The organism is Thermostichus sp. MS-CIW-15 (genome assembly GCF_054060575.1).
Window position 1 is genome coordinate 1 of the sequence record NZ_JBSSDI010000016.1, and the last position, 19,884, is coordinate 19,884.

A 19,884-nucleotide genomic window follows, 5' to 3' on the forward strand; every position below is an offset into this window, starting at 1 on the left:
GCAACGCCCAGATTGTGAGACTCAGGGGCATTGAACCCCTTCGTCTCACCGCCTATCCCCCATCCCGCCAAGCTGCGCTGTGGCGGGAGTACCCCAGAGGTTCTGATGGAAGCGATAATCCTGAGCCCCAGCAGGCCGGATCCCTTCCTCTGAAGGGGCGCTGGAGACCAAGTTGCTCAGCCCCAACACCAGTTCCCGGAGAGCGCGACGAAACTGGGGATCCCCGGTCAGCTCGTCGATATCGGCAGTGATCTTTTGCGCGTTTTGAAAGGTGATGCGGGCCGAGTCCAGAGTTTGGCGCAAGGTCGCCAGGGTGCCCGGATCGTTGAGGCTGGCGGCAAGCTGCCGCAGATCGTCGGTAGCTTGGGACACGTTCTCCGCCGCCGCTCGCACCTCGGCCAGGATCTGGCGCACATCCGCCTGCAGTTGCGGATCGGTAAGCAGCGGGCGAACCGCGCTCGACATGGCTTGCAGATCAGCGCTCACCTGCTGGATGTTTTCCAGGGCAGCCTGGAGGGAGGTGCGGTTCTGTTCCACCAGAACGGTGAACCGATCGGCAGCCGCTTGAAAACTGCGGGCCGTTTCCCTCACAGCTCCAGCCGCGTCTTGGATAGCCACAGCAGCCGAGGTAAATTGCGACAAGTCCAGATCTTCGGTGCGCAGGGCTGCCACCTGCTTCTCCACAGTTTCCGAGAGGTCGGCCACGCTGTTGGCAACACGGGTGATCCCTTCTAAGGTGGCGTTGAGGGTATCGAAGAACTCATCGTTGTTGATGCGCGTCACCAGCCGATCCACCTGAACCAGCAACTGGCCGAAACCCACGCCCGGCTCGCCCTCCACCCTATCCCCATCGCAGATGATCTGGCTGCGGTCGCAATCGGCTGCCAAGGGAGATCCTGTTAGCTGCACAGCCGCCTGCGGCAGGATATCCATCACCGTCTCCCCCACCAGCCCCGTCTGGGTGGTAACAAACAGGGCGTCGCGCGGGATGACCAGCGGCTGGTCGATAGCCACCTGCACCTCCACCTGGGCTGCCTGGGGCAGGATGCGCTCCACCCGGCCCACAGCTACTCCCCGCAGCCGCACGCTGGAGCCTTCCGCCAGGCCGGCCACATTGGGATAGGTGACGGTGAACCGAAAGCCGCGGCTGCCGAAGCGCAAGTTGTAGATCCACAAAAACAGCCCGGCAAAGCCCAGTGCCCCCGCCAAGATCAACAGGCCCACCGCCCCTTCTCGGATTGCTCGCGAACGCATCACACCTGCCCTGCCACTTGAATTGGCCCTTCTACGCTACCGCTGAAAAATTGCCGCACAAAGGGGTTGTCGCACGTTTCGATCTCTTGCACGGATCCCTCCCACTGCACCCGCCCCTGGGCCAAGAGCACAACGCGGTCGGTGGCACGGTAGATGGTGCTGTGCTGGTGGGTTACGACGATGTAGCTCTCGCAAGCTTTTTTCACCTGTTGCAGATCCCGGATGAGGTCTTCGATTACGGTGGAAGCAATGGGATCCAGGCCCGCTGTGGGCTCGTCGTAAAGTAGCAGTTGCGGCTCGTCTTGGGGCAGAGAGGGATCCTCTATGATGGCGCGCGCAAAGCTAGCCCGTTTGCGCATTCCCCCAGAGAGCTCTTCCGGCAGGCTGTTCCCCTTACCCGCCAGCCCCACTGCCTCCAGCTTGGCCGCTACCAGTTCCCGAATGCGGGCTCGCGGCAGCCGCGAGTGCTCGTAGAGCAAAAACCCGACGTTTTCCTCCACCGTCAGGGAGTCGAACAGGGCCGCTTGCTGAAATACCATGCCCAGCCGCAAAGGAGGAGTGCAGTGGCCGGCCTGAATCTCTGGCAAAGGAATACCGCACCAGAGCACTTCGCCAGCGTCGGGCTCCGTTAGGCCCGCGATGATGCGCAACAGGGTCGACTTGCCAGTGCCGGAAGGCCCCACCAGTCCTAGGGCATCGCCCCGGTACACTTTGAGGTCAATCCCATCCAGCACCACCGTAGCCCCAAAGCGCTTAGAGACCTGCCGCAGCTCTACCAGAGGGATCGGATCGTTTACCTTGGCTGGAGAGGAAAGGGGCTGAGGTTGACCATTCTCTACCCCTGCTGGCGGCTTCTGCTGGCTGTCCCTGCTTGTGGCAGTGGCTTGCTGGCAGCACTTTGCCCACCACTTCTGGCAAAACTGCGGAATCAGGATACCTTCCTCCGGTGGCTTGCCTCCACTACTAGTCTACAAGGCCCTCCCGTTGCCCGAACAACCTGCCGGCGTTCACCGGCCCCAGGGATCCGAAATTCCTCCCTGGGCTCCCTTAGTCCAGCTCAGCGGCAGACTCAACCTCAGCAAGAGCGGCTAAGCCGGCAGGGATCCCTTCCGTCGAACTGGGCAGAGTCGAATCTGGCTGGGCCACGGCTGGAGGAGAAGGACTGCGGCGCTGCGAAAAGCCCCAGACAAACAAAGGCAGCACAGCCAGCACCATCCCCCATTCCGGGAGCTCAATTTGGGGGAAAAACACCTCCAGCAGCATGAGGCTTCCCACCAGGGCGATGATGGCAAAGGCAGCATCTTCCAGGCGGGAAAACTCATCCAGCCAGCGCAAGAACAAAGAGGCCATGTAGCGCATCAGGGTGATGCCGAGAATGCCGCCGAGGATGATCACCCAAGCCTTGCGGGAGACGCCCACCGAAGCGGCGATGCTGTCGAAAGAAAAGACTAGATCCGTCAGCTCTACCATCACCAGAGTTTGCCAAAAATTGGCCTGGCGAGTGATGTCTTGCTCGGGTCCTTCTTCTTCCCCGCGAAAATGCTGCCAGGCCAGCCAGAGCAAGTAACAGGCCCCAAGAAACTGAGCGGGCGGATACTCCACCAGCCAAACCGCTGCAAACACAATGGCGATGCGAAAACCATAGGCGCCAATGATGCCCCAGCGCAAAGCCCGGTTCTGTTGCTGGGGGGTGGGCAAATGCTTGACCAAAGCAGCTAGAGCGACGGCGTTATCAGCAGAGAGGGCTGCTTCCAAAAACACCAGAGCCACCACCAAAAAGAGATCCGTCCAAGTGAAGGACTGAACGATCCCCTGAACAAGAGCCACAGCGGTATTTATTGCCTCGATGGACATAGCAGCAAGCTTCATGTACCCCGGCTAAAAAATCGTTCGTTCAGTGCAGCCAACCCCAGACTGCTATCCTATAATCGACAACTCCTTTCATTTGCTTTCATTTTTATGGTCGTTTTTATGGTCGTTAGGGAGCGCCCCAAGAATGATACCTGAGGAAAGAACCCACCCCTCAATTCTTGGAAACAACCTCCCAGCGGAGACAGCCAAAATCCCGGCCTAGCCATGGCCTGAGTATAGCCTGTCTGGCTTAGGATTGTTTTACATTTCTTAACCTTCTCCCTCTCCAGGGGATGCAGGCGAGGGCAATCGCGACGCCAGCCGCTGGCCACAGCGCAGGATCTGGCCGGCCAGAATCGCAGCCCCAAAGCCGTTGTCGATGTTCACTACCCCCACCCCAGGAGCACAGGAGTTGAGCATGGTCAGCAGGGCAGCCAAGCCCTGGAAGCTGGCCCCGTAGCCAACGCTGGTGGGCACGGCGATCACCGGGCAATCGGCCAGGCCCGCCACCACGCTGGCCAAGGCCCCCTCCATGCCCGCCACCACGATCAGCACATCGGCTTCCAGGGCGGCGCGGTGGTGCAGCAGGCGATGGATCCCGGCCACTCCCACATCCCAGAGGCGCTTGACCTGAAACCCAGCCAGCTCGGCGGTGAGAGCGGCCTCCTCGGCCACCGGCACATCGGCGGTGCCGGCGGAGATCACGCTAATCTGGCCGGGATAGCTATGCACCTTTTGGGGAGGGATCCAGCACAAGCGCGCTACAGGAGAATACTGGGCCTGGGGCAAGCGGCAGCGAACTTGGGCATAGACCGAGGGATCGACGCGGGTGGCCAAAGCTAGGGATCCCTGCCAGTGGAGCCGTTCCAGGATCTGGGCAATCTGCTCAGGAGTTTTGCCCGGCCCCCACACGGCTTCGGGAAAGCCGGTGCGCAGAAGGCGATGGTGATCCACACGGGCGAAGTCTCCTACCGCCTCAAAAGGCAGGAAGCGACAGGCTTGCAGGGCCTGCTCGGGAGAGAGCTTCCCCTGAGCCACCGCCTGGAACAGTTCCTTCAAGGTTTGGTCAAGCGGCATAGAAGGGGGGTTGGGCAGCTCTACTACGCTAAGGAACCGCGCGGGAAAAACAACACCGGATGCCAACTTTGCCGTAGAATCTCGCCGGTGAGGCTACGGATTGACCACTCCCAAAAGGTCCCCACCCGTGGGGAGGCGGTGGCAATGGCGGTCATGTCCTCCTCAGCAGCGGTGGCTAGGATTTCCTGAAGCGGGGATCCCACCCGCACCAAGGCCCGCAACTGCACCGGTTTTACCTGCTCGACCAGCGGTTCGACTAACCGGGCCAAGTCGGCCTCGGCCCTGCGCTTGAGCTCTTCTGCCGGCGATCCCTGGTTGCGGCGGGCGCTGGGATCCACCACATAGAGCAGCGTAATGGCCTGACACTGGGAAGTTCCTGGCAGCAGTTGGCCAAGACGGCTGAGGAGCTGCCGGCGGGGCTCCTCAAAGTCAAAAGGCACTAGGAGGGAGCGAAATAGGTGGCGGCTGCGCAGGCGCAATTCTTCCAGAGTAAAGGCGGCGATGAGTTGCGGACGCATCACCATTACCGGGATGGTCAGCTTCGGCAGCAGCTCCAAGGTGGTGCTTCCAAACAGTTTTTCGGTGAGCAGATTGTGGATCCCCATGCCTGTGATTAGCAAGTCGGAGCTGCAGGTTTGGATCCCTCTTAAAATCAGATCCACCGCCTTGCCCGCCTGCACCAAGACTTTGACTTCCAGCCCTGCAGGAACGGCGCTCAACACCTCGTGTAAGCGAGCCTGTTGCGCCTGCACTTTGGGGGTGAGGTCTTCGGGAAGGCCAATGTCGTCGTCCTGCCGAGCAACGCCATGCACAAAAGCAACGCGCTCAATCCCATTCAGGTAAAGCTCTTCTAGGCATTTGCCAAAACGCTGCAGTCCATCGCGGCAATCGGTGGCGATCAACAGGCTTTTGAACATATGGCTTTAGACAGAGGGAGGTAGCCAGCAACAGCGACCTGCCCTAGGGGGGCAATCTCAGGCTAACACCTCGCACCCCGGACCTGTCCTTGAAAGGAGTCCCGATCTACTTCTGCTGCCGCTTTCGCTCACCGATAGGGATCCGCCAAGTTGCGAAACTGGGTGTACTGGCTTTCAAACAAAAGGCGTACGGTGCCCGTGGGGCCGTTGCGGTGTTTGGCAACAATTACCTCCGCAATTCCGCGATCGCTGGTGTTGGGATCGTAGTACTCGGGCCGGTAGATCATCATCACCACGTCGGCATCCTGCTCGATGCTGTTGTGCACCAGCAGGCCGTTGGCCACAAAGTTGTGGTGGCGGGGCATCTCGATGTCGTAAACCGGTTGCGGCTCCCCCGGCTCGCTAATGAAGACGACGGGATCCCAGATCAACCCCTCCTGCACCGCCACCGCCACCTCCTCCTCCAGTTGCAGCTCGTCGAGGGTTTTCCAGCCGTCCCGAGTTAGGAAAGGGTGGTTGCCAGTGGCACGAATGGAAAAGTTGAGGCGGGTTTTTAGAAGACATGTGGGCTGCCGCCCACTGCAAAATACCCTCACTGGCTGTTGGGGCACCAGCCGCCCGCGCCCATTGAGGCTGAGCAGGCGCGGCAGTTCTGCTGAAGGCGGCAGGGCTGCCAGTTGCTCCAGCCGCCAGATCTTGCCGCGATCCACGTCCCTCACGCGGGTATCGCCGGCTAGACAACCCGACTCCCGCAAATCTGCCAGTTGCGGACGCTTGTCTGAGCGCGACTCCACTGCCCGGCTGAGCTGAGATAGCACCAGCACCGGCACCATCAGCTCTTTGGCTAGCGCCTTGAGGCCGCGGGTAATGCGCGACAATTCCTGCACCCGGTTGTCGGACTCAGATCCCTGGATTAGCTGCAAGTAGTCGATCAACACCAACCCCAACGTCCCTCCTTGCTCCACCTGCAGACGCCGCGCCTTAGAGCGAATTTCTGTAACCGTGCAGTTGGGCGTGTCGTCGATAAACAAAGGCAGTTGCGACAAAAAGCCAATCGCCTGCCCCAGGCGTTGCCACTCATTCTCGCTGATGCGCCCGGATCGCAGACGGCTACTATCAATGCGCGCCTCGCTGGCCAAGAGCCGCTGCACCAGTTGCTCCCGCGACATCTCCAGGCTGAAGATGGCCACCGGTTGCTTGACGTAGGCAGCCACATTTTGGGCAATGTTAAGAGCCAGGCTGGTCTTTCCCATCGAGGGACGGCCGGCTAGGATGACCAAATCCGACCGCTGCAAGCCCTGGGTCAGGTTGTCGAGGTCAATGAATTTGGTCGGGATCCCAGGGATCTGAGCCCCGCTCTGGAACCTCTCCTCCAACTCTGAGAAGATGTTTACCAAAACTTCCGAGGCTGGAACAAGGCTGCGCTGCACCCGTTCCTGGGTGAGGCTGAACACCTCTTGCTCGGCTCGATCCAGGAGCTGAGGGAGAGGCTGGCTAGTGTCGTAGGCCAGACGCGCCAAGGTGTTGCTGACTTGAATCAGCCGGCGGCGCATGTATTTGTCCACCACCAGACGGGCATACTGGTCAATGTTGACACTGCTAACCGTCTGCTCCACTAGGCGGCGAATTGCCGCCGTTCCTCCCACCCGCTCCAAGAGCTGGTGATCTGCCAACCAGGCAGAAACAGTGGTCAGGTCAGTGGGCTGGCCCTGGCTGTACAACTGCAGAGCAGCCCGGTAGATCTCCTGGTGGGCGGAGAGGTAGAACATCTCAGGCCGCAAGAGCTCCGCCACCCGCGCCATCGCTTCAGGGTCAAGGAGGATGCCGCCCAAGATCTCCTCCTCAGCTTCGATGTTCTGAGGCGGAAGCCGATCCCCACCGGTCAGGTCGTAATCGCTAATCACCACCAGCCAGGGTAGAAAAACCAAGCTCTCCCCCGCTCTCCGACTGCTAGGCTGCACACCCTAGCGCAGCGAGCCAAGTGGGCATAGCCGTCTGAACCAGAACCTCTTTTCTACTCAGGCGTGACCTGAATGCGCAGCGTAGCGGTAACCTCGGGGTGTAACTTCACCTGCACCAGGTAAACCCCAGTTTTCTTGATCTCCTCATCGAGTAGGACATTGCGGCGGTCGATATCGAGGCCACTGGTAGCCAGCACCACCTCGGCAATATCGCTGGCAGTTACCTGTCCAAAGAGCAGATCTTTTTCGCCCACCTTCTTGCGGATGACAAAACGGCCAATCGTCTCCAAAGCCTTTTTGTAGTTTTCCGCCTGTTGCTTCTCAGCCAGCTTGCGGGCTGCTTCCTGCTCCCGCCGCATCTGCTGCTCCTTGAGAAGTCCAGGCGTAAGCCGCACCGCCATCTGCCGCGGGAAAAGGTAGTTGCGGGCATAGCCCGGCCTGACACTCACCACCTCTCCCGGCTTGCCGAGCCCAGGAACCGCCTGGCGCAGCATCACCTGCACATCTTTTGCCATAGGAGGAAGGCACCCACTCTCTTGACAGACCTCTATTCTAGGCATTCCCCCGACCAATGTCAGCCCAGCCCCAGCCTCCCCCTGGGGTCTCTACCCTGATTAAGCCCGACAGTCGCGACCTCGGCTGCTGGGCCTAGAAATAACCTGAATTTAACCTCTTGTTGACCCAAAAAGGGTTGACCTTACGTTACACTTAACAACCGATTAGCGACTGAGTTGCAAGGGCTGCGGTCTCAACGAGATCCTGTGCTCTCTTCGGCCCGGTGGACTGAACTCTTGGAGTTAGGTTTCACAGTTGCAGCTTTTTGACCGAGGCTAGGACACGCTCTTCAGTGGAGAGATCTCTGTATGTTGATGTCGCATTCCTTGGGTCGTCGTTCTTTCCTCAAGTCCTTGTCGGCAGTTGCTGCTGGTTTGCGGCAAGTCAGGCCGGCTGGCAGCGAGTGTTTGCCCAGCAGAAGACGATAACCATCAATGGCGCTGGAGCTACCTTCCCGGCCCCCCTCTACCAAACGTGGGCCCAAGAATTTGGCAAGAAAAACCCCAACATCCAAGTCAACTACCAATCGGTGGGGAGCGGCGCTGGCCGTCAGCAATTTGTGGCCCGCACTGTCAACTTCGGCGCCAGTGATAGCGTGCCGCGTCCTGAGGAGATTAGCAAGATTGAGGGTGAAGCCAACCCTCCCAAGGGCATGGTGGCCGTGCCTACGGTGGGCGGGGCATTGGTGGCAGCCTATAACGTCCCCGGCGTAGGTCCTGAACTTCGCCTCTCTCGCCTGGCGCTGGCCAATATCTTCCTGGGCAAGATCAAGAAATGGAACGATCCGCTGCTGGCTGGCCTTAACCCAGGCGTGACTCTCCCAGATCTGCCGATTACTGTTGTGCACCGCTCTGATGGCAGTGGCACCACCGACATCTTTACCACCCACCTCAACGCCATTAGCCCCGAATGGCGGCAAAAAGTGGGCCGTGGCTCTTCCGTGAACTGGCCAACTGGCGTGGGAGCTCGCGGTAACGAAGGCGTTTCTGAACAAATCAAGCAGATTCCTGGCTCAATCGGCTATGTGGAGTACGGCTTTGCTAAGCTCAACAACCTAAATTTCGCTCGCCTGGAAAACCGGGCAGGCAAGTTCGTCGTCCCCAAAGTTGAGACGGAGCAGGCAGCGCTGGCGAGAATCAAGCTCGACGAGCGGCTGCTGGGGGTTGACCCAGATCCCGAAGGGGAAGACTCCTACCCCATTGTGGGCTACACGTGGATCCTGGCTTACCAAGTCTACCCCAAAGCTGAAACCTCCAAGGCTGTCAGAGAGTTTCTTCGCTACGCCCTCACCGAGGGGCAATCCTTTGCGGAGCCGCTGGGCTATGTGCCTTTGCCGGAGGAAACGCGAAAGAAATCTCTGGCTGCCCTGGAAAAAATCACTCCGTAGAGGTTTGGAAGAAAGCTCTGGCTGCCCTGGAAAGCATCACTTTGTAGAGGTTTGTACCCCCTACCCAGCAGATGACCACTACCTTTTCGGAGAGCAGTTCTCTATTTCGGCCCCGGCCCGTCTTCCAGCGCCGGCGCGACTGGCTATTTATTTGGGCAACGCGGATCGCCGTCTTTTTCTCGGCTTTCCTACTGTTGTGGATTGCCCTGGAGATTGGGATTCAGGCGCTACCTGCCATTCGGAAGTTCGGGCTGGGCTTTTTCTGGGGCACCACCTGGGATCCTGTTGAGAACATTTACAGTGCTTGGCCCCAGATCTACGGCACGCTGGTAACTTCTCTGATTGCTCTGATCGTGGGCGTTCCCTTAAGCTTTGGCATCTCCATCTTTTTGAGCGAGGACTTTTTGCCCAAGCCTTTGCGCACAGCCTTGATCATCGTGGTGGAGCTGCTGGCAGCCATTCCCAGTGTGGTCTACGGCATTTGGGGGTTGTTTATCTTCATCCCCTTCTTCCGCCCTATACAGATGTTTTTGTTCCAGCACTTCAACTGGCTGCCCATTTTCAGCACACCACCAGTAGGGCCTGGGATGTTGACATCGGGGGTTGTCTTGGGGATCATGATCATCCCCATCATTACTGCCATCGCCAGGGAAATGCTGGTGTCCGTTCCGCCAGAGTTGCGGGCGGCTGCCTATGCGATGGGAGCCACTCGCTGGGAAGCCATCTTTGGTGTCGTGCTGCCGGCAGCAATTGGCGGCCTCCTGGGAGCGGTGGTTTTGGGTTTGGGACGCGCCATGGGGGAGACGATGGCAGTAGCGATGCTGATTGGGAATGCCCGCGGCATTAGCATCTCGGTTCTGGCTCCTGCCAGCAACATCCCAGCCCTATTGGCCAACGAGTTTGCGGAAGCGGGCCCCGAGCAGGTTGCAGCACTTATGTATTTGGCCTTGATTCTGTTAGCCATCACTCTGGTGGTTAACATTGCGGCGGAGCTGATGATACGCCGTGTCAAGTTTGCGCTAACAGCTTCGTGGGAGTAGAGGAACATGACAGCGCAAGTGCAGGCGGTAGAGCAAGGCAATTTGTTTAAGCGCAGAGCGAAGCCCTGGCAGCGCATCTTCTTGGATGTAGGAATGACAGCGCTGACAACTATCTCCAGCATCTTCGCCATTTTTGTGCTGGCTCTCATCCTCTACTACGTTTTCACCAGGGGCATCGAGCGCCTGAACTGGCAGACGCTGACCCAGCTTCCCCCTCCTCCGGGCGATCAGGTGGGCGGATTTGGCAATGCGGTGCTGGGGACGATTATTGTGGTGTCGATTGCTATCTCCATCACATTCCCCATTGGTCTATTCGCAGCCATCTATCTCTCGGAGTTTGGCAAAAACAGCCCCACGGCCTCCTTTCTGCGCTTCGTTATCAAGGTGTTGACGGGGGTTCCCTCCATCATTGCCGGGGTGTTTGCCTATGGGGTGCTGGTGCTTTCCTCCAAAACCTTCTCGGCCCTTGCCGGCGGGATGGCTCTATCGGTGCTGACCCTGCCTATCATCATTTTGTCCAGTGAAGAGGCGATGCGCCTGGTGCCGGCCGATACGCGGGCTGCTGCCTATGCGTTGGGGGCTTCGCGAGTGCAGACGGTGTTTCGCGTGGTGTTGCCAGCGGCTCTGCCGGTGATCCTGACGGGGGTGACGTTGGCCATTGCCCGCGCTGCAGGTGAGACGGCGCCCCTGATCTTCACGGCTTTGTTTAGCTTTCTCTGGCCCAGCGGTTTGTTGAAGCCAGTGGCCTCGCTGGCTGTGTTGATCTACAACTTTGCCCTTGTCCCCTTTGAAAACCAGCAGAAGCTTGCCTGGGGAGGGGCTTTGGCTCTGGTGATTTTGGTCCTGATTACCACCGTCAGTTTCCGGCTCCTTGTGAGTCGTCGCCAAGAAGCCATCACTATCTAAGCCTTGCAGCGACGTTATCTTCTTTTCAACACGCCTATGCGCTCTCCACTCTCTGACAAGTCGGGCTCTCCTGAGCAACCCACCCGGTTGGAGGTTGAACTAGAGACGCGGGATCTGAGCGTCTACTACGGCTCCCACCTGGCGGTTAAGCAGGTTTCCCTGAAGATCCCGAAAAATCACATCACAGCCTTTATTGGACCCTCAGGTTGCGGCAAGAGCACTATTTTGCGCTGCTTCAACCGCATGAATGACTTAATCCCAGGGGCAAGGGTAGAAGGCTCCGTTATCTTCCACGGGAAAAACATCTACGACCCGGATGTGGATCCCTCTGAGGTGCGGCGGCGGGTTGGCCTAGTGTTTCAGAAGCCCAACCCCTTCCCCAAATCCGTCTACGACAACATTGCCTTTGGGCCCCGGATTAATGGCTACCAGGGGGATCTGGACGAGCTCGTGGAGCGGGCACTGCGCCAGGCCGTTCTCTGGGATGAGGTGAAAGATAAGTTGAGGATGAGCGCCCTTTCCCTCTCCGGTGGACAACAGCAGCGCCTCTGCATTGCCCGCACCCTGGCCATTCAGCCGGAGGTAATTCTAATGGACGAGCCTTGCGCCTCGCTGGATCCGATTTCTACGCTGCGCATTGAGGAGCTGCTTAAGGAATTGGGCCGTCGCTACACGATCATCATCGTCACCCACAACATGCAGCAGGCAGCTCGCGTGTCCGACTTCACTGCCTTCTTCAACACTGAACTTGACGAGAGAGGGATCCGCTACGGACGAATGGTAGAGTTTGACCGCACCGAGAAGATCTTCAACTCTCCCGCCAACCGCGAGACGGAAGAGTATGTGAGCGGGCGCTTTGGCTAAGTCGCGGCTGACAGAAGGGATCCCGGTCGTCTATCTTGATGGAGTGGAAGGCCAGTGGCTAGGGCATGGCCGATCGAGTCCGCCTGGATACCTGGCTGGTGGAGCAAGGGTATTTTTCTTCGCGCCAGCAGGCGCAGCGGGCTATCTTGGCGGGAGAAGTCTTCCTCAACGGAGTACGGGCGGAAAAAGCCGGGACGTGGGTAAGCGGAGATCCTGTAGTCCACATCCAGGCCAAGTCTGCTTTTGTCTCGCGAGGAGGAGAAAAGCTTCAGGGGGCACTGCAAGCTTTTCCCATTCAAGTCCAGGGTCGCATCTGTTTGGATGCTGGCATCTCCACTGGGGGCTTCACCGATTGCCTCCTGCGACGAGGGGCGCAGCGGGTCTATGGGGTGGATGTGGGCTATGGCCAATTGGCCTGGTCTTTGCGAACTGACCCGCGGGTAATCCTTAAGGAACGAACCAACTTGCGCTATCTTCAGCCAGCCGATCTCTACGGAACCGAGGTGCCCACTCCCAACTGGCCGGATCTGGCAGTGGTGGATCTCTCCTTTATTTCCCTGACTAAGGTGTTGGATCCTCTGTGGAAGCTGTTGCGCTCGCCGCGGGAAGCCTTGCTGCTAGTCAAGCCGCAGTTTGAGGCGGGCCGAGGCCAGGTGGGCAAAAGGGGGGTAGTGCGGGATCCGGCCGTCCATGCCCGCGTGCTGCAGACAGTAATGCAGGCGGCGGTGGCCCGCGGCTGGCAGGTGCAGGGCTATACTTGGTCGCCTATCACTGGCCCTGCCGGCAACATCGAGTACTGGCTCTGGCTGGCGGAAGGAGAAGGGATCCCTCTCCCCGACCTCGGTGCACTTCAGCAGATGAGCGAGCAGGCAAGAGCAGCCTTACACCCATAAAGTAGTGCACTTGTCAATACGTCATTATGCCGAGTTGAGAACGATGAGCGCAGCCATTGAAGAATTGTTTCAGGAAGGGATCCGGCGCTACGAGGCGGGGGAAGCGGCCAAGACGCTGATCCCTTCCTTCGAGGCCATTTGTAAGGGATCCCCGAAGGCGGCAGCAGCCTGGACTTGCTTGTCCTGGCTCTATCTTTTGGAGGGGCAAGCGGAAAAAGCCCTGAAAGCTGCCCAAACTGCTGTGAAGCTAGACCCGGTGGACGCCCAGCCGCGGGTGAACTTGACTTTGGCGATGCTGGAGCTGAAAAAAACAGGGGTACGCCAGCAGGTGGAGATCATCAAGCAAATCTTGGCGCGGGATCCCGAGCAGATCGAGGGGGTCAAATCTAACTTGGCAGAGGGAGGGAACCGCCGTCCCAATTGGCCTCAGTTGAGCAAGATGCACCAATGGCTATTTGAAGTAGACCAAGCAGGTTAAGCAGGCTTAACCCGATTTTGCAACAAGAATTTAGGAAAATCTAGAGCTTGTCAACTTAATCCGCAACTTTTAACAATATTCTCATAGAGTTGGTGCTAGACTTCTCTTACCAAATCGCAAGACGGTATTCGGGCACCGCTGTGAGTTAGCTTGCATCCCACGCAAGCCTGTGGATTTGTTGGGCTTTGAGGAGATGCAAGGGTTTCTGTTTGGTGTGACACTTCTTGCATCGACTTGCATTGAAATTGAGTTCTGCTTTTGATTTTCTTTGACTGTAAATTGGAGGAACTTGAAGATGAACCGTCAGACCGTTTGGGTTAAAGGCGAGACCCGCAACCACCAGGGCCACTTCATCCCTCAATCCGAGTATACGTTGGTCGATGTTGACCAAAATGGCTGGGCGTTGATCTGTGTTGACAATGCCCGCTGCTATTATGTGGATCCCGACCAGCTCCGCTTTGAGGCGGGATGAGGTCTGTTGCTGCCCATGGAGGGCTTCCTGGCGAGAGTTTCCTAGGAGAGCAGCATCCTTCCCCTGCTTTTGGGCGTGGGTTTGTTTATGGTTTGGTATCCCTGAGGCTGCGCCAGAGGACTGGCCGGTGATGCCCATGTACAGAACCGGTTTTAAGCTGATACCTGGGGGCTCTGCGACCGCAACCCAACGATCAATCTAGCGGAGTCAGCCTAGGCAAGGAGGCAGCGCCCTATTTCAGCTTGGCCGACTCCCCAAGAACACAGAGGGCCTGGGCTGGAGCAGGCTCTTTTTGCCCCTACTCAGGCTGTCCCCGCTCACGCATAGCTTCGGCCAGCAGTTGGGCTACCTCGGGGCGGGAGAACTCCGGCGGGGGGATCTCGCCGCGGCGCAGCATTTCCCGCACCTTGGTGCCCGAGAGGTGGATGCGCTGGTGGGGCTGGCTGGGGCTGGTCTTGGCCGTGGCCATGGTGCCGGTGACGGTGCAATAGAAGGCATGTTCAAACTTGAGGGGGATGATGCCCAGTTCCTCGGGACGGAACTCATCGAAAATGTGCTGGGCATCATAAGGGCCGTAGTAGTTGCCCACCCCGGCGTGATCCCGGCCCACAATAAAATGGGTGCAGCCGTAGTTTTTGCGAACGAGGGCGTGGAAGATGGCCTCGCGCGGGCCGGCGTAGCGCATGGCCGCAGGGTTGATGGCCAGGATCACCCGCTCCTTGGGGAAGTACTTTTCGATCAGCACCTCGTAGCAGCGCATGCGCACCTCGGCGGGGATGTCGTCGTTTTTGGTGGCCCCCACCAGCGGGTGGAGAAACAGCCCGTCCACGATTTCCAGAGCGCACTTTTGAATGTACTCGTGGGCGCGGTGGATGGGGTTGCGGGTTTGAAAGCCGACAATGGTTTTCCAGCCTCTTTCCCGAAACAGTTGCCGCGACTGGGCCGGGTCGATCTGGTAGGCCGGGAAAAGGGGATGGGGATCCCGCTGCAAGAGAGTTACAGGGCCGGCCAAATAGACGGATCCCTGTTGGTAGAGCACCTTCACCCCCGGATGCTGCTCATCGGTAGTGCGGTAGACCTGCTGCGCTTCGCGGGTTTTGTCGTAGGTGAACTTCTCGGTCAATTCCAACAGGCCCAAGAGCCTGCCCTCGGCATTGGCCAAGGCAATGGTCTGCCCTTCCTTGAGATCGGCAGCTATCTCGGCAGAGACCGGCAGCGTTACCGGCAGCGACCAAGCCAGGCCGTTGGCCAGGTGCATCGTCTCCAGAACCGACTGGTAATCTTCCCGCCCCATGAAGCCGGTGAGCGGGCTGAAGCCCCCGATGGCGATCATCTCCAGATCCGACTGGGCCCGCTCGTCGAGGTGGAGGATGGGGCAGTGTTCAGCTTTGGAGCGCAGCTCCTGCGCCTGCTCAGGGGAGGCAATGCGGTTGACCAAGGTGCCCCCGTGGGGCGGAATGGCATCGCCAGAAACAGTCATCTTCGCCTGGGATGGAGTCATAGCGTGCAGACCGGAACGGCAACCGAGCAGACAGGGATCCCTAACCCTACACCCTCCTTTCCTCCGGCGCAATCCAGACTAGTACCAACTGCCTAGTCCAGCATGTAGGGGGGCATATCTTCGTCGGTGGGCGACACGTTGTCAAAGATGGGCCGATTCATGATCTTCTTTTGCGCGTGCAGAGGCGAAGGCTGGGGTTGCGGCTTGGGTAAAGGTGCGACTTGCCCTCGGCGGCTTTGCAGTTCCTGAATGGTCTTGGCCCGCTCCTCGGCCACCGCCTGTAACTGGGCCAGCGCCTTCTGCAATTCGTCGCGGTGGGCAGTGACTTGCTGTAGCTGAGCTTGCAGGGCAGAGACTTTGTTTTGGTAGTCCTGCAAAAGTTGTTGAGCTTCGGCCAGTTGGCTTTTGAGGGTTTCAAGGTCCGGCGATTCTGGGGCTGGTTCTGTAGGAGACTGAGAAGACATCGTTGTCGGCTCCTCGCCCGTGGGAGTAGATTCTGCAGGGGTGGGCTCTGAACTGGTTTTAGCACTGGCCTTGCGCCGAGTGCGGGAAGTTTCTCCCGAAGAAGGAAAGAGGCTACGGTCCGATCCAGTCACAAGAGCACCTCATGTTCGACAAACTGCTCCAATCGCTGACACACCACCGAGCCAGGCCGATAGTCCATGACCGTCAAGCCGTAGTCAAAAGCGGTGCGCAAATCGCTGCTATCTGGAATGGTAACGGGTGAAAGCACATCCGCAAAAATCTGTTGCGCTTGCACATACAATTGCCCGGTATGGGATCCGGACCAGATGCCCCCTGGCAAGTAGCGGTCGTCCAGCATGGTCAAGATGGCGCGGACTTGGCTCAACTCGCCCTTCAGGGACTCGACATAGCGCAGGGTCACCTCTGTACAAGAGAAGTCGACGCGGTTGAGCCGTGTCGGGATCAACACGCGCCGGGCCGCCCGCAGGGCGTTGGCGGTGAGGGCGTTCAGTTCCCCTGGCGTATCGAGAAAGACAAAGTCGTAATCCGGCAGCAGGGGAGCGAGCTGATGCTGCAACAGGTCTTGCCCGGAGTCGCCAGCAGCCGCCAGTTGGGCCGCCACTTCCGCCATGGTGCTGTGGGAGGGCGCCACATCTACCCCCTTGTCGGTGCAATAGATCACCTCTTCCAAAGGACGTCGGTACTGCGGGTGCAGGCTGGCCCAAACCGTTTCCTCGGGGGGCAGGGATCCGGCCTCTTCCAGGTAAAGGCTGCTGGCGGTGGCTTGGGAGGTGAGATCGATGAGCAGAACTCGGTAGCCCCGTTGAGCCGTTAACTGAGCCGCGTGGACGCAGAGGGTGGACTTGCCGGTGCCCCCTTTGTTGTTGGTAAAAGCCAGGACGCGTGCCATCAGCTTCCCCAGGGTTTGTTTCAGGCGCTTCCGATTTCCCGATTCCCCTTGGCCAGATTGGGTCAGGTGCCGCCGCAGCAGTCTATGCTATTGGGTGTAGCCTGGTGGAGGACAACCATGCGCGATGTACTGGCGATTATCCTGGGCGGTGGGCGTGGCACCCGACTTTATCCCCTGACCAAGCGCCGTGCTAAACCTGCTGTGCCTCTGGCAGGCAAGTATCGCCTCATCGACATCCCGGTCAGCAACTGCATCAATTCTGATATTGATAAAATCTACGTCCTCACCCAGTTCAACTCCGCCTCCCTCAACCGCCACATCATCAACACCTACCGCATGTCTCCCTTCACAGGCGGCTTTGTGGATATTTTAGCGGCCCAACAGACGCCCGATAACCCAGATTGGTTTCAGGGCACCGCCGACGCTGTGCGCCAATATCTCTGGCTGATGGACTCCTGGAAGCCGCGGGACTTCCTCATCCTATCGGGGGATCACCTCTACCGCATGGACTACCGCCCCTTTATTCACTATCACCGGCAAACCGGAGCCGATGTGACGCTGGCGGTGCTCCCCTGCGAAGAAAAAGTGGCTTCGGGTTTTGGCTTGCTCAAGATCGACGCCGATGGACGGATCGTCGATTTCAAAGAAAAGCCGCAAGGGGAGCTGCTGAAAGCCTGTCAGGTGGATACCCAAGCCCTCGGCCTCAGCCCGGAAGAGGCCAAAGCCAAGCCCTACATCGCCTCGATGGGCATCTATGTATTCAGGCGGGAGGCCCTCATCGAGATGCTGAAGGTGAAGGAGCACACCGACTTCGGCAAAGAGGTGCTGCCGTCAGCCATCGGCAAGTACCATCTGCAGGCCTACCCGTTCAAGGGCTACTGGGAGGACATCGGCACCATCGAGGCTTTTTATCGAGCCAACCTGGCGCTGGTGCAGCAGCCCAACCCTCCCTTCAGCTTCTTTGACAGCGAAATGCCCATCTACACCCGCCCACGCTTTTTGCCCCCCAACAAAATCCTCGATTCCCAGATCGTCAACTCCATGATTGCCGACGGTTGCATCATCAAAAATGCTCAAATTCGCAATTCCATCATCGGCATTCGCAGCCGCCTGGAGGCCAATACCATTGTAGAGAATACCCTGGTCATGGGGGCCGATTACTACGAGTCGGCAGAAGAGCGGCAGGCCAAGCTGGAGGCTGGGATCCCACCGGTGGGCATCGGCGCCAACTCCCACATCGTCAACGCCATCGTGGACAAAAACGCCCGCATCGGGCGCAATGTCCGCATCCTCAACAAGGATCACGTCAGCGAAGCGCAGCGGGAAGAGGAAGGGATCTGGATCAGCAACGGCATCGTCACCATCATCAAGGACTCGGTGATCCCGGACAACACCGTCATTTGATCGGGGGAAGCCGGCTTTGGCCGAGAACCTGGCTGGCGAACGCTGAGGAGGCGCTGTTAAGCAAGATAAGAGAAAACAAGAGGCTTTTGCCATTACGATAGATTACGATAGATATTAAGAGCTTTAAAAACAGATTGTGAGATCCCTTGAGCGTGGTTAACAGGATTTCCTCCATTGCCGACCTAGAAGTTTACGATCCGCAATTCATCACTCGTTACTACCGCTGGCGCCTGCTCCGGGTGATGGGTCGGGCGCTGGCCATTCTCTGGCCCCTCCTCTGGTTTGTTCTCTGTCTACGCTGGGATCAGCTTTGGGGACAGGGCGATCGCAAAGTGCCCCAGCGGGCAGAGCAGTTGCGCAAGCTGCTCACTGACCTAGGGCCTACCTTCATCAAGGTGGGGCAGGCCCTCTCGACGCGACCGGACTTGGTGCGCAAAGACTACTTGGAAGAGCTCACCAAGCTGCAGGATCAATTGCCCAGCTTTCCTTCCCAGGAGGCGTTTGCCCGCATTGAGTCAGAGTTGGGCCGTCCGATCACCGAGATCTACGCCCAGATCTCGCCCGAGCCGGTGGCTGCCGCCAGCTTGGGCCAAGTTTACAAAGCGCAACTGCACAGTGGCGAATGGGTGGCGGTGAAGGTGCAACGGCCCCACCTGCGGGAGCGGCTGAGCCTGGATCTGTACCTCATCCGCTGGGCCTCCACCTGGCTGGGGCCTTGGCTGCCCCTGAACCTGGGCAACACCTTGACGGCGGTGGTGGATGAGTTTGGTCGCAAGCTGTTTGAGGAGATCGACTACCTGCAGGAGGGACGGAACTGCGAGCGCTTTGCCGAATACTTTCGCGGCGATCCCGATGTGTATGTGCCGCGCATCTTTTGGGCCTACAGCACCCGCCGCGTGTTGACCCTGGAGTGGATTGACGGCATCAAGCTCACCGATGTGGAGCGCATTCGGGCCGCCAACTTGGAGGTGAAACGATTGGTGCGCATCGGCGTGGTGGCCGGACTGAAGCAGTTGCTGGAATACGGCTTTTTCCACGCCGATCCCCATCCGGGCAACCTGTTTGCCCTCCCCGATGGCCGCCTGGCCTACATCGACTTTGGCATGATGGATCAGCTCACCGAAGAAATGAAGGAGTACCTGGTGGACGCGCTGGTTCACCTGGTGGATCGCGACTACGACGCCTTGTTCGACGATTTTATTCACTTGGGCTTTTTACAGCCGGATGTCAACCGTCAAGAGCTGATCCCTGCTTTGGAGACGGTGTTGGCGGATGTGTTGAACCAGGAGGTGGGCAACTTTAACTTCAAAACCGCCACCGACCAGTTCTCCGATTTGATGTACCGCTACCCCTTTCAGGTGCCCTCCCACTTTGCGTTGGTCATCCGCTCTTTGGTTACCCAAGAGGGGGTGGCCCTCAGCCTCTATCCGCAGTTTCGCATTGTCGGCGTGGCCTATCCCTATGTGGCCAAGCGCCTGCTGACGGACGAATCGCCCCGCATTCGCCAGCGGCTGCTGCAAGTGCTAATTAAAGATGGCAAGTTCCGCTGGAACCGCTTGGAGAACCTGATCCAAATTGCCCGCAGCGATGGGGGGCTGGATTGGGTACCCACCGCCCGCATGGGTTTGCGCTACCTGATGTCGGAGGAGGCCCGTGAACTGCGCCGCCAGTTGGTGCTTTCTCTCACGGAAGATGACCGCCTTCACTTTGAGGAGCTGCAGCGGCTGTGGCATGTGATCAGCCCCGACTTGTCTCCAACTCACCTCTGGCAGGCGGCACTGGGATCCCTGCCCTCAACCAGCGATCTGCAACATACTTTGGCCGAGTTGAGGGATCAGGTGCAAGCCCATCTGGAACATCTCAGCCGCTGGCGGCTACCTCAACCTTGGTCGGATTTGCTGGCAGGAGTGGGACAGGAAAGGTAGAACGGAAGAAGATGACTCAAGTTT

At 58.7% G+C, this 19,884-nt stretch carries 19 protein-coding genes; 9 read left to right on the forward strand and 10 right to left on the reverse strand.

The window, feature by feature from the left end; all coding sequences use genetic code 11:
• Positions 1-45: 45 nt before the first annotated feature.
• From ACVW0R_RS07430 to rplI, 7 genes are all read right to left on the reverse strand, one after another.
• Positions 46-1,254 (reverse strand): MlaD family protein, encoded by a 1,209-nt coding sequence (locus ACVW0R_RS07430; protein ID WP_099812083.1) that lies wholly within the window; start codon positions 1,252-1,254, stop codon positions 46-48.
• Positions 1,254-1,991 carry an ABC transporter ATP-binding protein gene (locus ACVW0R_RS07435; RefSeq protein ID WP_457501876.1) on the reverse strand — a complete coding sequence of 246 codons (738 nt, stop codon included), beginning with the start codon at positions 1,989-1,991 and terminating at the stop codon, positions 1,254-1,256. Before ACVW0R_RS07435 ends, ACVW0R_RS07430 begins: the two co-directional genes overlap by 1 nt.
• 310 nt (positions 1,992-2,301) lie before the next feature.
• On the reverse strand, positions 2,302-3,123 hold the full coding sequence (locus ACVW0R_RS07440) for a TerC family protein (protein WP_228375215.1): 822 nt from the start codon (positions 3,121-3,123) through the stop codon (positions 2,302-2,304).
• 252 nt (positions 3,124-3,375) lie between these two features.
• Entirely contained in the window at positions 3,376-4,182 is an 807-nt protein-coding gene (larB, locus tag ACVW0R_RS07445; RefSeq protein ID WP_457501877.1) for a nickel pincer cofactor biosynthesis protein LarB, read from the reverse strand.
• 23 nt (positions 4,183-4,205) lie between these two features.
• Positions 4,206-5,099, reverse strand: a complete 894-nt coding sequence (locus tag ACVW0R_RS07450) for a universal stress protein (RefSeq protein WP_457501878.1) — start codon at positions 5,097-5,099, stop codon at positions 4,206-4,208.
• A 128-nt stretch (positions 5,100-5,227) separates the two neighbouring features.
• The gene (dnaB, locus tag ACVW0R_RS07455; protein ID WP_457501893.1) at positions 5,228-7,003 is read right to left on the reverse strand and encodes a replicative DNA helicase; all 1,776 of its coding nucleotides are present in this window, start codon (positions 7,001-7,003) and stop codon (positions 5,228-5,230) included.
• A 110-nt stretch (positions 7,004-7,113) separates the two neighbouring features.
• The gene (gene rplI, locus ACVW0R_RS07460) at positions 7,114-7,575 is read right to left on the reverse strand and encodes a 50S ribosomal protein L9 (protein ID WP_011430393.1); all 462 of its coding nucleotides are present in this window, start codon (positions 7,573-7,575) and stop codon (positions 7,114-7,116) included.
• Between the two features lie 443 nt (positions 7,576-8,018).
• Here rplI and pstS point away from each other — a divergent pair, with 443 nt between their 5' ends.
• From pstS to ACVW0R_RS07495, 7 genes are all read left to right on the forward strand, one after another.
• A complete protein-coding gene (gene pstS / locus ACVW0R_RS07465; protein ID WP_457501879.1) occupies positions 8,019-9,002 on the forward strand; it encodes a phosphate ABC transporter substrate-binding protein PstS in 984 nt (327 codons plus the stop codon).
• A 71-nt stretch (positions 9,003-9,073) separates the two neighbouring features.
• The gene (gene pstC, locus ACVW0R_RS07470) at positions 9,074-10,042 is read left to right on the forward strand and encodes a phosphate ABC transporter permease subunit PstC (RefSeq protein WP_457501880.1); all 969 of its coding nucleotides are present in this window, start codon (positions 9,074-9,076) and stop codon (positions 10,040-10,042) included.
• A 6-nt stretch (positions 10,043-10,048) separates the two neighbouring features.
• Positions 10,049-10,948, forward strand: a complete 900-nt coding sequence (pstA, locus tag ACVW0R_RS07475) for a phosphate ABC transporter permease PstA (protein ID WP_457501881.1) — start codon at positions 10,049-10,051, stop codon at positions 10,946-10,948.
• A 36-nt stretch (positions 10,949-10,984) separates the two neighbouring features.
• Complete coding sequence (gene pstB / locus ACVW0R_RS07480; protein WP_099812076.1) at positions 10,985-11,812, forward strand: phosphate ABC transporter ATP-binding protein PstB; 828 nt, start codon at positions 10,985-10,987, stop codon at positions 11,810-11,812.
• Between the two features lie 65 nt (positions 11,813-11,877).
• On the forward strand, positions 11,878-12,705 hold the full coding sequence (locus ACVW0R_RS07485) for a TlyA family RNA methyltransferase (protein WP_457501882.1): 828 nt from the start codon (positions 11,878-11,880) through the stop codon (positions 12,703-12,705).
• Between the two features lie 43 nt (positions 12,706-12,748).
• On the forward strand, positions 12,749-13,183 hold the full coding sequence (locus ACVW0R_RS07490) for a hypothetical protein (protein WP_011430399.1): 435 nt from the start codon (positions 12,749-12,751) through the stop codon (positions 13,181-13,183).
• A 295-nt stretch (positions 13,184-13,478) separates the two neighbouring features.
• Complete coding sequence (locus tag ACVW0R_RS07495; RefSeq protein WP_168173350.1) at positions 13,479-13,655, forward strand: hypothetical protein; 177 nt, start codon at positions 13,479-13,481, stop codon at positions 13,653-13,655.
• A gap of 298 nt (positions 13,656-13,953) precedes the next feature.
• Here ACVW0R_RS07495 and sat read toward each other — a convergent pair whose 3' ends face one another.
• The 3 genes from sat to ACVW0R_RS07510 form a co-directional block, all read right to left on the reverse strand.
• Positions 13,954-15,135 (reverse strand): sulfate adenylyltransferase, encoded by a 1,182-nt coding sequence (sat, locus tag ACVW0R_RS07500; protein WP_168173349.1) that lies wholly within the window; start codon positions 15,133-15,135, stop codon positions 13,954-13,956.
• A 113-nt stretch (positions 15,136-15,248) separates the two neighbouring features.
• Complete coding sequence (locus ACVW0R_RS07505; RefSeq protein WP_011430402.1) at positions 15,249-15,620, reverse strand: hypothetical protein; 372 nt, start codon at positions 15,618-15,620, stop codon at positions 15,249-15,251.
• A gap of 128 nt (positions 15,621-15,748) precedes the next feature.
• The gene (locus ACVW0R_RS07510) at positions 15,749-16,531 is read right to left on the reverse strand and encodes a ParA family protein (RefSeq protein WP_011430403.1); all 783 of its coding nucleotides are present in this window, start codon (positions 16,529-16,531) and stop codon (positions 15,749-15,751) included.
• Positions 16,532-16,648: 117 nt separating this feature from the next.
• Here ACVW0R_RS07510 and ACVW0R_RS07515 point away from each other — a divergent pair, with 117 nt between their 5' ends.
• Positions 16,649-17,935, forward strand: a complete 1,287-nt coding sequence (locus ACVW0R_RS07515) for a glucose-1-phosphate adenylyltransferase (RefSeq protein ID WP_011430404.1) — start codon at positions 16,649-16,651, stop codon at positions 17,933-17,935.
• A gap of 152 nt (positions 17,936-18,087) precedes the next feature.
• A complete protein-coding gene (locus tag ACVW0R_RS07520) occupies positions 18,088-19,860 on the forward strand; it encodes an ABC1 kinase family protein (protein WP_457501883.1) in 1,773 nt (590 codons plus the stop codon).
• Positions 19,861-19,884: the final 24 nt, after the last annotated feature.

Coding starts and splice junctions, on each gene's coding strand:
- ACVW0R_RS07430 (WP_099812083.1), bottom strand. CDS start 1,254: ATGCGTTCGCGAGCAATCCGAGAAGGGGCGGTGGGCCTGTTGATCTTG.
- ACVW0R_RS07440 (WP_228375215.1), bottom strand. CDS start 3,123: ATGAAGCTTGCTGCTATGTCCATCGAGGCAATAAATACCGCTGTGGCT.
- larB (WP_457501877.1), bottom strand. CDS start 4,182: ATGCCGCTTGACCAAACCTTGAAGGAACTGTTCCAGGCGGTGGCTCAG.
- ACVW0R_RS07450 (WP_457501878.1), bottom strand. CDS start 5,099: ATGTTCAAAAGCCTGTTGATCGCCACCGATTGCCGCGATGGACTGCAG.
- rplI (WP_011430393.1), bottom strand. CDS start 7,575: ATGGCAAAAGATGTGCAGGTGATGCTGCGCCAGGCGGTTCCTGGGCTC.
- pstC (WP_457501880.1), top strand. CDS start 9,074: ATGACCACTACCTTTTCGGAGAGCAGTTCTCTATTTCGGCCCCGGCCC.
- pstA (WP_457501881.1), top strand. CDS start 10,049: ATGACAGCGCAAGTGCAGGCGGTAGAGCAAGGCAATTTGTTTAAGCGC.
- pstB (WP_099812076.1), top strand. CDS start 10,985: ATGCGCTCTCCACTCTCTGACAAGTCGGGCTCTCCTGAGCAACCCACC.
- ACVW0R_RS07485 (WP_457501882.1), top strand. CDS start 11,878: ATGGCCGATCGAGTCCGCCTGGATACCTGGCTGGTGGAGCAAGGGTAT.
- ACVW0R_RS07490 (WP_011430399.1), top strand. CDS start 12,749: ATGAGCGCAGCCATTGAAGAATTGTTTCAGGAAGGGATCCGGCGCTAC.
- ACVW0R_RS07495 (WP_168173350.1), top strand. CDS start 13,479: ATGAACCGTCAGACCGTTTGGGTTAAAGGCGAGACCCGCAACCACCAG.
- sat (WP_168173349.1), bottom strand. CDS start 15,135: ATGACTGTTTCTGGCGATGCCATTCCGCCCCACGGGGGCACCTTGGTC.
- ACVW0R_RS07505 (WP_011430402.1), bottom strand. CDS start 15,620: ATGTCTTCTCAGTCTCCTACAGAACCAGCCCCAGAATCGCCGGACCTT.
- ACVW0R_RS07510 (WP_011430403.1), bottom strand. CDS start 16,531: ATGGCACGCGTCCTGGCTTTTACCAACAACAAAGGGGGCACCGGCAAG.
- ACVW0R_RS07515 (WP_011430404.1), top strand. CDS start 16,649: ATGCGCGATGTACTGGCGATTATCCTGGGCGGTGGGCGTGGCACCCGA.